This window comes from Pseudomonas sp. 3296 (assembly GCF_031456615.1).
Lineage (GTDB): Bacteria > Pseudomonadota > Gammaproteobacteria > Pseudomonadales > Pseudomonadaceae > Aquipseudomonas > Aquipseudomonas mucoides.
Genome location: NZ_JAVDUY010000003.1, coordinates 452,679 through 466,123, shown reverse-complemented (window position 1 = coordinate 466,123; position 13,445 = coordinate 452,679). Strand labels below are relative to the sequence as shown.

At 57.8% G+C, this 13,445-nt stretch carries 8 protein-coding genes and 1 pseudogene; 6 read left to right on the top strand and 3 right to left on the bottom strand.

Features of this window, described 5'->3' with window-relative positions; all coding sequences use genetic code 11:
• The first annotated feature begins 112 nt into the window (after window positions 1-112).
• Window positions 113-2,668 carry a LuxR C-terminal-related transcriptional regulator gene (locus tag J2X66_RS10435; RefSeq protein WP_310263812.1) on the top strand — a complete coding sequence of 852 codons (2,556 nt, stop codon included), beginning with the start codon at window positions 113-115 and terminating at the stop codon, window positions 2,666-2,668.
• A 388-nt stretch (window positions 2,669-3,056) separates the two neighbouring features.
• On the top strand, window positions 3,057-6,554 hold the full coding sequence (locus tag J2X66_RS10430; RefSeq protein WP_310263810.1) for a dermonecrotic toxin domain-containing protein: 3,498 nt from the start codon (window positions 3,057-3,059) through the stop codon (window positions 6,552-6,554).
• A 51-nt stretch (window positions 6,555-6,605) separates the two neighbouring features.
• On the opposite strand, the gene J2X66_RS10425 is transcribed toward J2X66_RS10430, so the two are convergent.
• Window positions 6,606-7,409, bottom strand: coding sequence for an IclR family transcriptional regulator (locus J2X66_RS10425; RefSeq protein ID WP_027924579.1), 804 nt, complete (start codon window positions 7,407-7,409; stop codon window positions 6,606-6,608).
• A gap of 164 nt (window positions 7,410-7,573) precedes the next feature.
• Here J2X66_RS10425 and hmgA point away from each other — a divergent pair, with 164 nt between their 5' ends.
• From hmgA to maiA, 3 genes are read left to right on the top strand one after another with little or no spacing between them, the layout of a single operon-like run.
• Entirely contained in the window at window positions 7,574-8,878 is a 1,305-nt protein-coding gene (hmgA, locus tag J2X66_RS10420) for a homogentisate 1,2-dioxygenase (RefSeq protein WP_310263807.1), read from the top strand.
• Between the two features lie 3 nt (window positions 8,879-8,881).
• A complete protein-coding gene (gene fahA, locus J2X66_RS10415) occupies window positions 8,882-10,186 on the top strand; it encodes a fumarylacetoacetase (RefSeq protein ID WP_310263804.1) in 1,305 nt (434 codons plus the stop codon).
• 12 nt (window positions 10,187-10,198) lie between these two features.
• Window positions 10,199-10,834 (top strand): maleylacetoacetate isomerase, encoded by a 636-nt coding sequence (gene maiA / locus J2X66_RS10410; protein ID WP_310263803.1) that lies wholly within the window; start codon window positions 10,199-10,201, stop codon window positions 10,832-10,834.
• A gap of 167 nt (window positions 10,835-11,001) precedes the next feature.
• Here the strand turns inward: maiA and J2X66_RS10405 are convergent, their stop codons facing one another.
• Window positions 11,002-11,805: a transglutaminase family protein gene (locus J2X66_RS10405; protein ID WP_310263801.1), complete on the bottom strand. Its 804-nt coding sequence runs from the start codon at window positions 11,803-11,805 to the stop codon at window positions 11,002-11,004.
• A gap of 183 nt (window positions 11,806-11,988) precedes the next feature.
• Here J2X66_RS10405 and J2X66_RS10400 point away from each other — a divergent pair, with 183 nt between their 5' ends.
• Window positions 11,989-13,008 (top strand): Glu/Leu/Phe/Val dehydrogenase dimerization domain-containing protein, encoded by a 1,020-nt coding sequence (locus J2X66_RS10400; RefSeq protein ID WP_027924584.1) that lies wholly within the window; start codon window positions 11,989-11,991, stop codon window positions 13,006-13,008.
• 180 nt (window positions 13,009-13,188) lie between these two features.
• On the opposite strand, the pseudogene J2X66_RS10395 reads toward J2X66_RS10400, so the two are convergent.
• Window positions 13,189-13,428, bottom strand: a pseudogene (locus J2X66_RS10395) (YebG family protein); the annotation flags it as partial.
• Window positions 13,429-13,445 lie beyond the last annotated feature (17 nt).

The window sequence follows — 13,445 nt, the reverse complement described above, 5'->3', positions numbered from 1 at the left end:
GCGACCGATGGGTCGCCTTTTTTATGGCTGTCGATCAACGCCCTGAATACTTCTCAACAAGCGGGTTAGACAGGTCTAGGGTGGCCTCACAATTATAAAAAGGCACGCTGCAATGACCGCCATGACTCCGTGTCTGGACCGTTCCGGATTCCTGCCCCGTCTGTCTTCTCATCACCTGTCGCGTGAGCGCTTGAGCAAGCCGTTGCTGGCGTCTACCGCGCGGGTGAAATTGATCTGCGCACCCGCTGGCAGTGGCAAGTCGGCGCTGCTTGCCGACTGTCTGTTGCAGGCGCCGGCGCAGTGCCGGGTGTGCTGGTTGCCGCTGTCGGGCAAGATGATGAGCGCGGCGGATTTTCGTCAGAGCGTGGCAGAAACGCTGGGGCTGGCTTCGTCAGAAGAGCCGGCGATGCTTGGCGCTCTGGCTCGATTGCAGGCGCCGACCTGGCTGTTTCTCGATGACTATTGCCGCGTTCCGAACCCGGAACTCGATCAGCTGTTGGATCGCATGCTGGCCGTCAGCAGCCCGGCGCTGACCTGGTGGCTGGGCGCCCGCCGTCGCCCGCAATGCAACTGGCCGCGGTTGCTGCTCGATGACGAATTGTACGAATGCGAGCGCGCCACGCTGGCCTTCAACCAAACTGAGGTTGCCTCGCTGTTGCGCCACCTGACACCGGCCGATGCCAGCACCGCCGCCAGCAAGATTATCCAGCTCAGCGGAGGTTGGTGTGCTGGAGTACGCGTTGCGCTGCTGCAAAAATGCGACTGGTCGCGTAACGACCCGCATCACAGCCGACCTGACACATTGCTCGATTACCTCGAACACGAACTGTTTACCAGCCTGACCCCTGAGTTGACGGAGGCCTGGCGGGTACTCGCGCATTTGCCCCGCTTCAATGCACGTCTGTGCGATCACCTGTTTGGCGCAGGGGAGGGCGCGCAATGCCTGAAGACGTTGCAGGATATGGGGGGGTTTATCGAGCCCTGGCAGGACTCGGCCGACTGGCTGCAGATCTTCCCTCCACTCATGCAATTGATGCGAGATGAACAATGGCCGGCCGGACGCTCCTGGCATCGCCGCGCCTGTCAGTGGTTCGCCGCTGAACTGGATTGGAAAGCGGCGTTCGAGCAGGCCCTGCTGGCTGAAGAATTTGAGGTCGCGGTGAGTCTGCTGCAGCACTTCAGTTTCGAGCATTTGTTCGAGGAGCAGACGGTCGTGCTGTTGTTGCGTTTGTATGAGCATCAAGGCGCAGAGCTTATGTTCGGCTCAGCGCAACTGGTCGGTTTGATCACTGCGGCATTGTTGTTTGCCGGACGATTCGAGCAAGCCGCCGTTTGTATCGAACAGTTGTCGCGCTTTACCCCACAACCCTCGGCGGTCCAGCAGCGACAACTGATCGCACGGTGGCAGGCGCAGCAGGGCTGGTTGCTGCATTTGCAGGGGCGTATGGAGGGCTCGCGCGCGCATTTTGTTGAGGCGCTGAGTGAGCTCAGTCCTGACCTGTGGACCGTGCGCTTGATGTGCCTTTCGGGTCTGACGCAACAGGCCCTGCTCAAGGGTGAGCTCGAAGTGGCGCAGGCGATAAACCGCGATGCGTTGTGCCTGGCGCGGGCGCAAGGCTCGCTGGTTTTCGAAGGGCTGCTGGAGCTCGATCATGCGCAATTGCTGGAGCAGCGTGGAGCCCCTCAACGAGCCGACCAGTTGCTCGCCAACGTTCAGGGCTTGCTCACTCAACAGCAGCGGATCGCCGAGCCCCTGCTCGGGCGAATTGCCTTGCACCGTGGACGCTTGAGTTTGTGCCAGGGCCTGGATGCGCAGGCTGCCGCCTATTTCGAAGCAGGGCTGCTCATCTGTTTGCGCAACCACGACAAACGGGTGCTCTACGGTTTCCTCGGTTTGGCGCAGGTGGCCGCCAATCAGCGCGACTACGCCCAAGCCTTTGTCCAGCTGCGCGATGCCGAGCGCTTGATGCAGCAACGGCAGATTCCTGACACCGTTTATCGCGGTGTGCTGTTGCAGATCAGCAGTCAATTCTGGCTTCAGCAGGGTCGCCCGGAACTGGCTCATGAGGCGCTCAGTCGTGTACTGCGCCACTATCGTGGTCCGCATGCGCGACAGGCGCCTCCCGCGACCCTGATGTTGATTGCGCGTATCGATTATCTATTGGTGTTGGCAAAGGTCGCTCTGCACCAGGCCAAAGACCCGCTGAACCATTTCGCCCAGGCACTTGAACAGTCGCAACGCGCAGGCATGCGGGCGCTGGAGGTTGAATTGCTGTTCGCCGCGGCTGAAGTCGCGTGGCAGAACGGTGACATGGTCGGCGCCCGGGGTGAGTTGCGCAAAGGATTGAATCTTTCCAGGCACCATAGCCTTCACCAGGCGCTCAGTGAGTTGCAATTGCGTCAGCCTGATCTTTTGCCGGTACTGGAGGATGCTTGGGACCGTTCGGAAAAAAATCTGCCGGTGAGTGAAATCAATCCACTCAGTCAGCGTGAAGTGGAAGTGCTCAAGCTGATTGCGCTGGGCAATTCGAATCAGCAAATAGCCGAGCAGTTGTTTATCTCCTTGCACACGGTGAAAACACATGCACGGAGAATTCACGGGAAGTTGGGTGTGGAGCGCCGGACGCAAGCGGTTGCGAAAGCCAAGAGTGTCGGTCTGTTGGATTGAGTGAAAGACTGTCTGCAATCGGGCACGAAGCTCACGGCGTGCAAAGAGCCGGCTCTGCTATAAAACTATCTTTTGGTGGAAGAAAACTGCGATGGGAGATGTTTCCTTTTATATGTAAAGGATGGTGTTTTTATTGTTGCTTTAAGATTAATGGGTGGGGGTGTTGTTGTTTTTAGTCTAACGATGGCTGAGCGCAAGGCTTCTTTGCTGGAGAGACTGATTCAGGTGTTGTGTGTTTTCCTTATGTGTCTATTTTGTAATTAAGTGTCTGATACAAGTATTGAAAAGTGTTCTGGGTTTTTAATGGTGGGGCTATCTGTTTTAGTTTGATCTCAAGTTGATCGGCAGTGATGTGCCGTATTTGTAATCAAACTAAAAGAGGTTGGTAATGCAAAGCGAACAGGAAAAAAATATAACGCTGGAACAAGTGCATGAAGCGCGTACCCATTTGATCGAGGCACTCAAAAAAATCCCTGTGTTCAAGGCGATTCTTCATATTTGCCTGGCAGACGAGTTTAAGAAGCTGGATTCAGATGCCTCCATAGCGCGCCGTTTTATTAATCTTCGGTCGGGGGCAGTGGCATCTACTTCGGAGCCCACCGGCAATCTATTCGATGTATTTTTGGAGTGTTTGAAGCGCGGCAGGTCACCCCAATATACGGCTGACAAATACGGTATGTATGAGCTCGATAATATTGGCAGTGAAACGTTCAGGCTGAAGTATCTGGATGTGGCAAACGTCGGAAGAATGATGGCCGAACTGATGCAGAACCTGCCTGAGAAATGCAGTTCAGAATTAGATAAATATTGGAACGTCTCCATGGGTGTTGATAGCAGAGGGCGTGCTTTGCCACCACCTAAACGGGAGTTGCGCAATCTTCAGGCGCGACTTTTCTGGCGCGAGCTGGACTTGGCGGCCAGCGAGAACCTGTTGTCCAAAAGTGACGTCGTGACCATCAATGGCTTAATCGGTTCGGGACTGCCAAGTTCCTGCTATGCCGTTTCGGTTGAAAAACAACAGGGAGGTTTCTCGACGCTGGCATCCACCTTTGTTATTTCTCTTTCCGGCGCTATCGCAAATGAGCTGAACCAAGCAGGCAGTCAAGAGGTTGTTTTTTATTCACCGTTCGGTGGATTAGAAAAATTCAACACCGTGAGCGCCTTTCATCAAACGTTGCAACAACGGATGGCCGATGCGTCGAGCCGTGCAGAACTGTTGCAGGGGCTGTCGGAGGAGGAGAGCGCTCTGGTGTCGACTGCTCCAGTGATGCGTTACGCGAGAATCCTTGAAGATCTGTTTGAGCATTGCAATGGCGGCCTGCTGGTAAGGCAGCGTCGTGATCTCATCCATCAAGTGCGACAGTTAGTGACCGTCGGCGCGCATACCGAAGCGGCATGGCAGCCGCTGGCTAACGTTCTGTCCATGGAGGCGGTGGTACGTTCTGAAAACGTGCGAAATGTGCTCTTGATCAAGGCGATGCTGGAGAATGCCCGCCCTGAATGGTTTAAAAAAGCCTATGTCACCAATCAGGAGTTATATGTCGGTCTGGAGAAGAACCTGCTTGAAAGCCAGATTCAACTTCATGAGTTGACCCAAGACGTGGCGAGTCTCAAAGCGTATGCCCGACAGGCCGTAGAGGCATTCATCTCGCCGGGAACCGACGAACGAATCGACCCTGACACGGTGTTTGTGAATATTCAGCATTCGGTCAGGATGGCGGATGGCAAACGGATCGAACACCGTGAACGGAAGACGCTGACCCAGGCTTTCATGTATGGGGCGCATGATCGGGCAGGGCGCTACACGCTTACGCTGGAGAAGGACTATGGTCTCGCCAGGCTGACGCCTGAAAACATAATGCGGGCCATTGAAACACTGGATCTGCGTCTGGCGTATGGACCCGCACGGCAGCGAGTGTATGGCCAGCCGAACGTCAAGGAAGCGATGCGGGAAGTGCTGGGTCGAAAGACGGCCTTGACGCTGTTCGGCGCCATCCTGCAAAAGCACATCACCTCGACTGCGCAGGATATTGTTCAGCGCTTCAATTTTGGCGATCCATCTATTGAAGCGTCTGGTATCGCGTTAAGAGCTTTCTATAACTTCAAGCCCTTGAAGGATCTCATTGTCTACCGGAGGAAAGGAGGCGATGCGAATCTCAAAACTTACGTGCTTTATGCACCCGGTTCGCCGACGAATAAAGACTGGTACGAATTCTCCAATCGGGACAGTTTGCAACGGTACATAGGATTGTGGGCACTGGAAGAGGAGGGACGCGCCTACCTTCGAACCCAAGTGCACGAAAGTGACCGGCATAACCTTGAGCATGAAGTATTCGGCAAGGAATGGCCGCGTGGTGAACCGAGGGAAAGGATTCAGGGCCGAGCATGGTGGGACCAGGTCAATCTGGTTGCGTGGGTTGAAAGCGATGGGTTAAAGGGCAGTATTCAAAGCGTCCTTGACTGGGAAGACGCCGAAGAAAAGGCTGTCACACCCCATTGGTACCGAAATGCGGGTGCATCTGATCGCCACTTGTTCAATCGTTTGAACACCGACTTCAAGGCCATTTATGACGCGTCAAAAGACAAATTTCATATTGAGGGCTTTCACAAGTTCGCTCGTGAATTGGTCATGAGTCGGTTAAATGAACAGCTGGGACGTACTGGCGATCGTCAGATCGATCCTGATCGCGTCATGGTGAAATTTCATATGGGCGCAATGACGCTGACGCAATTATTTATCAATTGGCATCTGTGGCGCAGCGATGGGAATGTGTTCGAGAAAATTTTTCTGCCGGGTTCGAATACGCTCAGAGACAGTATCAGGGTGTCTGAGTTCTGGTGGAAGGACACGGGCGAGCCAATGACTGAGCTGAATTCCAGTACGCTCAATAAGCTTATCGACCTGATGCCAGGCGAGCATTACAGCCATTATCTGAAATCAAACTTTCTATGGAAATCGGATATTGATCTGCGCGCAAACCTGTATCGGGAACTCAAGAAAAACGAGATGTTCAGGGCGGCGCTGACGCAAAAGCTAAATGGCACGTTGCCATCGGGTCATTATGACTGGTTGATCGAGTCGATAAAGGGGCTGGATCGCGACACAAGGACGCCACACGGTGTTTCCCCCAGTAGTTATCCTGGCGAAGGGGTTTACGAATTCTGGCTTGAAGGTGCGCGCATCGCGGGAGGGTATGTTTTTGGTGAAGGGCATGTGAAGTTCGCCTATGTCCCGAATTCGCCCGGTAAAGCCTTTATCTGGGTCGGTGATTTATCCAAGGCTATCGAGAATGATCGCCTTTTGGGTGAGCATCTTCTGAGTCTGGCCGGTTTGCGTGGGAGGGACAGGGTTGGCGCTTACATCAGCAAGTCCCGTGATCCGCGAGATTCGCAGCCAGTGCCCGGTTTAGGCGGTACTTATCCGGTCTACAACTTCAAGGCCGAATACGAAAGCCTGATTGATCGCTCACTTGATGATCTGGATGTGCTGACCACTTCGCCAGCCGAAGCGTTCTGGCAGGAGACAAAGATTCTTCTCGAAGTGGCATTGGATGTGATTTCGATCTTTGTCCCGCCGGTGGGTTTCGTCGTCAGCGTGTTGAAGATCAGTCATTCGATCGTGCAAGGCATCATTGCATCCAGCCATGGCGATTCTGCAGGCGCCAATGCACATTTTGCTACCGCCTGGCGTGGGGCAATCGTCATGTACCTGGGTAAAGTCGCCTCGGCAGGATCGGCGGCCTCAGCACTTGGCCTGCTGTCCTCAATCAGGGATCTGAGCGACGTACTCTCGGCCGTCACGGGCGTGCCGGTTGGGATCAGTTATGTCACTGCGGTGGCTGTGCCGCACTGGACCCCCGAGAGTACGACCCACGTGATCGGTTGACGGTCGGACCCACATCAAGGCGTTATCCTGAGGATGAATGATCGGAGCTGATCAGCTCCGGTCTTGAGACATCGGTGATGCCTCATACCCCATCCGCCAGCTCACGGCCCGCGTCGCCGCCAGCAACCGCTGCGCCGCCGGGCCGTTTTCGTCGGCGTGAAACAACGAGGTCGGGCCGACAATGGTCAAGACCGCCGCGACATTCCCCACGGCGTTGAAGATCGGTGCCGACAAGGCATCCACCCCAGGCATCAACAACCCATGCACATGATGCAGGCCACGCTCGCGGATCTGTTCGCACAAGGCCGTATAGGTTTGATCGTCCGCCAATATGTGGTCCGTGGCGTTGTGCAGTTCCTGATTGCGCAAGTCCACGGTTTCCCGTTTCGGTAGATAAGCGCCAAACACCAGGCCAGTGGACGAGCTGAGTAATGGCAGCACCGAACCCAATTGCGTCACCACCGTTACCGCACGCACCGCCGGTTCGATGTGGACCACGGTCGCGCCCTGATTGCCCCATACCGCCAGAAAGCAGGTTTCATTCAGCTCATCGCGCAGCTCGGCCAGGGGCAGGGCGCCGACTTTCAGCACGTCCATACTGTTGAGTGCAGCGAGCCCGACACGCAAGGCTTCACGGCCGAGACCGTAATGGTTGGTGGCCGGGTTCTGCTCGGCAAAGCCGCTGGCGATCAGCGCCTGCAAATAACGATGAACCTTGCTGGCCGGCATCTGCACGTGTTCGGCCAGGCGCGACAGGGAGGTTGAGGGCGACAGCTCGGCCAAGGCCTTGAGGATGTCAGTGCCGACCTCGGCCGAGCGGACTTTCTGTTTGTCGTTGTTGCGCGGCGTTTCCATGGAGGCGGTCTGATCCCGGGACGAATGGGCGTCTTTATAGCTTGACGGTCAATATCAATCAAATTACGTTATGCGTAATCAAATTACGATAAAAATAACCCTGGCGTGCCGAACCTCTGCAACAGAGTGACAGGCCATCGCCTAGTCCCCGTTCAGGAGGCTCCATGAACCCTGATTCAACCGCGACAGCGCTGGCTTATCAGTCCGGCTTCGGCAACGAATTCAGCAGTGAGGCGTTGCCCGGCGCACTGCCCGTCGGCCAGAACTCCCCGCAAAAAGCCCCGTATGGCCTCTACACCGAATTGTTCTCCGGCACTGCGTTTACCATGGCTCGCAGCGAAGCGCGGCGGACCTGGATGTATCGCATTCAGCCATCTGCCAATCATCCGGCGTTCGTCAAACTGGAGCGGCAACTGGCTGGCGGCCCATTGGGTGAAGTGACCCCCAACCGCCTGCGCTGGAATCCGCTGGACATCCCGACCGAGCCAACCGATTTCATCGATGGGCTGGTGAGCATGGCGGCCAACTCGGGCGCGGAAAAACCGGCCGGAATCAGCATCCATAGCTATCGCGCCAACCGCTCCATGGAGCGCGTGTTCTTCAACGCTGACGGCGAAATGTTGTTGGTGCCTGAGCTTGGCCGTTTGCGCATTGCCACTGAACTTGGCGTACTGGAGCTGGAGCCGCTGGAGATTGCTGTGCTGCCGCGCGGGCTCAAATTCCGCGTCGAACTGCTCGACCCACAAGCGCGCGGTTACATCGCCGAGAACCATGGCGCGCCATTGCGTCTGCCGGACCTGGGGCCGATCGGCAGCAATGGCCTGGCTAACCCGCGGGACTTCCTGACACCGGTTGCGCACTACGAACACCTCAAGCAACCGACCACACTGGTGCAAAAATTCCTCGGTCAGTTGTGGGGGTGTGAGCTTGATCATTCACCGCTGAATGTGGTCGCCTGGCATGGCAATAACGTGCCGTACAAATATGACCTGCGCCGATTCAATACCATAGGCACGGTTAGTTTCGATCACCCGGACCCGTCGATTTTCACGGTCCTGACTTCGCCAACTAGCGTGCATGGCCTGGCCAACCTCGACTTCGTGATCTTCCCGCCGCGCTGGATGGTCGCCGAGAAAACTTTCCGTCCACCGTGGTTCCACCGCAACCTGATGAACGAATTCATGGGCCTGATCCAGGGCGCTTACGATGCCAAGGCCGAAGGCTTCGTGCCCGGTGGCGCGTCCTTGCACAGTTGCATGAGCGCTCACGGCCCGGACGGCGAAACCTGCACCAAGGCCATCAATGCGGAGCTGGCGCCGGCGAAAATCGACAACACCATGGCGTTCATGTTTGAGACCAGCCAGGTCTTGCGCCCGAGCCGTTTTGCCCTCAACTGCCCGCAACTGCAAACTAATTACGATGCCTGCTGGGCCACGCTGCCCGCCACTTTCGACCCGACCCGGAGATAACCCATGACTCAGACTTCCATCACTCGTAGCTGGGTTGCCTCCGCCAACGGCCATACCGATTTCCCGCTGCAAAACCTGCCTCTGGGCGTGTTCAGCGTGAACGGCTCGGCCCCGCGTAGCGGCGTGGCGATTGGCGAGCATATCTTTGATCTGGAGGCAGCACTGGATGCCGGCCTGTTCGACGGCGCAGCCAAAGCAGCGGTCGAAGCGACCCGTGGCGGTCAGTTGAATGCTTTTTTCGAACTCGGTCGCCAAGCACGTGTTGCCCTGCGTGAACGCTTGATCGAACTGTTCAAGGACGGCAGCACGCTGCACGGCAAGATCGAAGCCCAAGGCGCAAAACTGCTGCCATTGGCGGCTGATTGCACGATGCACCTGCCGGCGAAAATCAACGATTACACCGACTTTTATGTAGGCATCGAGCACGCGCAAAATGTCGGCAAACTGTTCCGCCCTGACAACCCGCTGCTGCCGAACTACAAGTACGTGCCGATCGGCTATCACGGTCGCGCCTCGACCATCCGCCCGTCCGGGACTGACGTTCGTCGTCCGAAAGGGCAGACCCTGCCGGCCGGTCAGACCGAACCAACGTTTGGCCCGTGCGCACGTCTGGATTACGAACTGGAGCTGGGCATCTGGATTGGCCAGGGCAATGAGATGGGCGACTCGATCGCCATCGGTGATGCAGCCGATCACATCGCCGGTTTTTGCCTGCTCAATGACTGGTCGGCGCGTGACATTCAAGCCTGGGAATACCAGCCGCTTGGCCCGTTCCTGTCAAAAAGCTTCATCACCAGCATCTCGCCGTGGGTCGTCACCGCCGAAGCGCTGGAGCCGTTCCGTCTCGCCCAGCCTGCGCGCCCTGAAGGCGATCCGCAGCCGCTACCGTACCTGTTCGACGCGCGCGACCAGAGCGCAGGCGCTTTCGACATCGAGCTCGAAGTGCTGCTGCTCACCGAAGGCCTGCGCGAGCAAAACCTGCCGGCCCATCGCCTGACGCTCAGCAACACCCAACACATGTACTGGACTGTGGCGCAAATGGTTGCGCACCACAGCGTCAACGGCTGCCAGTTGCAGGCCGGCGACCTGTTCGGTTCAGGCACCTTGTCCGGCCCGGAAAACGGTCAGTTCGGCAGCCTGCTGGAAATCACCGAGGGCGGTAAAAAGCCGATCGAACTGGCATCGGGTGAAGTGCGCAAATTCCTTGAAGACGGCGACGAGATCATCCTGCGTGGCCGTTGCCGCCGTGAGGGTTTCGCGTCCATCGGTTTCGGCGAATGCCGCGGCAAAGTACTGCCGGCGCGTTAAGAGGATCGGGTGATGGAACTCTATACCTACTACCGTTCGACTTCGTCCTATCGGGTGCGTATTGCGCTGGCGCTCAAGGGCCTGGATTACCAGGCCCTGCCGATCAACCTGATTGCACCGCCAGGTGGCGAACATCGTCAGCCGGCCTACCTGGGCATCAACCCGCAAGGCCGGGTGCCGGTCTTGCGCACGGATGAAGGCGACCTGTTGATTCAGTCGTCGGCGATCATCGAGTACCTCGACGAACGTTATCCACAGGTGCCGCTGTTGTCCAAGCACCTAGCCGCCCGTGCGCACGAGCGCGGTGTGGCGGCGGTGATCGGTTGCGATGTGCATCCGTTGCACAACGTCAGCGTGCTCAACAAACTGCGCCAGTTGGGCCATGACGAATCGCACGTGGTGGAGTGGATCGGACACTGGATCAGCCAGGGGCTGGCGACGGTGGAGCAGTTGATCGGGGATCAAGGGTATTGCTTTGGCGATGAGCCGGGATTGGCGGATGTCTATCTGATCCCTCAGCTGTACGCGGCCGAGCGATTCAACATCGCCCTCGAAGCGTATCCACGGATTCGCCGGGTCGCGGCGCTGGCAGCCACGCATCCAGCGTTCATCAAGGCCCACCCGGCCAACCAGCCAGACACCCCATAAAGCCTCACTCGATCAATATGTGGGCGCGGGCTTGTGGCAGGCATAAATGCAGGCCATACCGAAATCAAACTGTAGGAGTGAGCCTGCTCGCGATAGCAATCTGTCAGTCGACATCGATGTTGACTGACACACCGCTATCGCGAGCAGGCTCACTCCTACAGGGGTTCTCAGTGGACGATTGAGTTGGGCGGCAGGTGCCCCAGGCGTTCGGTCAGGCGAATCCGCTGGATCGGGTCGTCGCTGAGCAACAGCGCATGCTCCAGATCGAAACGCTCGGCATTCGGGCAGTCCAGGCGCTGATAGAGGCTGGCCCGGGCCAGGTAATCGGCGGCGCTGGCATCGCCCAGTTCCAGCACTCGTTCGGCGTCGACCAAGGCGCCTATGTAGTCATCGTGGGAGAGGTGCAGTTGACGCAGGTTTCGCGACAGGCGTTGCAGCATCTGCACCGGGTCCGCTGTCAGTAAATGGTCGGCGCCGAGTTTCATGTTCGGACCGTACTGACGTTGCAGCAGCTCCCGGCAGTCGTTGGGGTACAAACGACGTCCGCCACAAGGGTCCAGCAGGTGGTCGGCGCCTGGCACCCGCAGCAGGAAGTGCCCGGGGAAGTTGACCCCCACCAGCGGGATCTCCAGGCGTTTGGCCAATTCCAGCGCAATCAGCCCCAGGGACAGCGGCTGGCCGCGCCGCAGTTCCAGTACTTTATTGAGCAGGGCCACTTGCGGGCGCAGTGGCGTGAAATCGTCCTGCGCGAACCCCAGGTCATTCATCCGCCGCAACAACGGCTGGGCCAGTTCGCTGACGGGTAACATCGGCAAGCCATGGCTGATTTGCTGTGTCAGGTCACTGAAGTCGGCCAGCACGGCCTCGGGATTCAGCCTTGAGTCGTGCTCGACCGCCATCCACAGCGCCGCTTCGAACAGCGCGGGCGGTGAACGTTGCAGGCAATCGAAGAAGCGTTGGCGGGGCGTCATCAAAATCTCCGGCAGATGCCTCGTTTTAGCCCCGTCTCCGACATTCGTCCAGTACTGCACACATACGGTTTCAGGTTATGTCCGAAAGCCTGCAAAGCAGCGCCGCTTATTCCGGTGCGCTTCTGCAATTTTTGGGCGCAAGCCTATACTGGCGACTACAAGAAGTGATTCGGGAGCCCCACGATGTTCGCTCTCATGCAAAGCACTCGCCTTGAATCGCTGCATCTGAGCGTCGACCCGGTCACCGGGTTGAAGGCGGTCATTGCTATTCATAACAGCCGGCTCGGGCCTGCCCTGGGCGGTTGTCGTTACCTTGCCTATCCCAGCGACGAATCCGCGGTCGAGGATGCCATACGCCTGGCGCAAGGCATGAGTTACAAGGCGGCCCTGGCCGGGCTCGCCCAGGGCGGCGGCGTGGCGGTGATTGTTCGCCCGATCCATGTGGAAAATCGCGCCGCGTTGTTTGAGGCGTTCGGACGCTGTATCGATCAGCTCGACGGCCGCTATATCACCGCCATCGACAGCGGCACCTCGGTGGCGGACATGGATTGTATCGCCCAGCAAACCCAACATGTCACCAGCACCACGTCGGCCGGTGATCCTGCGCCGCATGCGGCCATGGGCGTGTTCACCGGTATTCGAGCGACCGCGATGGCCCGTCTGGGCAGCGATAACCTGGAAGGCCTGCGCGTGGCAATCCAGGGGTTGGGCAACGTCGGTTATGCGCTCGCCGAACAACTGCACGCGGCTGGCGCGGAACTGCTGGTCAGCGATATCGATCACGGCAAGGTGCAACTGGCGATGGAGCAATTGGGCGCTCACCCGATTGCCAACGACGCACTGCTCAGCACGCCGTGCGACATCCTTGCGCCGTGCGGCCTGGGTGGCGTGCTCAACAGCCACACCGTAACGCAACTGCGCTGCTCGGCGGTGGCCGGCTCTGCGAATAATCAACTGACGCACCTGGAAGTCGCCGATCAACTGGAGCGGCGCGGCATTCTGTATGCGCCGGACTACGTGATCAATTCCGGTGGGCTGATCTACGTTTCGCTCAAACACCGCGGCGAAGAACTGACGACCATCACCGCGCACCTGTCGAAAATCGCCTCACGGCTGACCGAAGTCTTCGCCCATGCCCAAGCGGAAAAACGTTCGCCGGCGCGGGTGGCGGACGAATTGGCAGAGAAGGTGTTGTACCGCTGAGCCATTCTGTTATCCCGGACATGAAAAAGGCCCTGAGTCATTCGACTCAGGGCCTATTCAATTCAGGCGTAATTATTTCGGCGTCTTGGCCGCTTTGGCGGGCTTGGCCGGCGTCGGCTCAGCGGCTTCAGTCAACTCGGCAGGTTCAGCCTGTGCAACCACTTCAACCGGCGCATTCAGCAGTTCGGACAACGCATCCGGCTGGCTCTTGAATGCCTTGGCGAACACATCGCGATTCTTCGCCATGTAGATCCCGGCTTCTTCCACTTGCTGTTCGGTCAGGGACGGAACGGCTTTTTGCAACACTTCAGCCAGCAATTCAGCCAGTTCGAGCATTTTGTCATGACGGTCAGCTTCGGCTTTATCCATGAACAAGCGCTCCAGATCTCGGCTGCTGCGGTATACCACTTCGACGGCCATTCACCACCTCACATGCC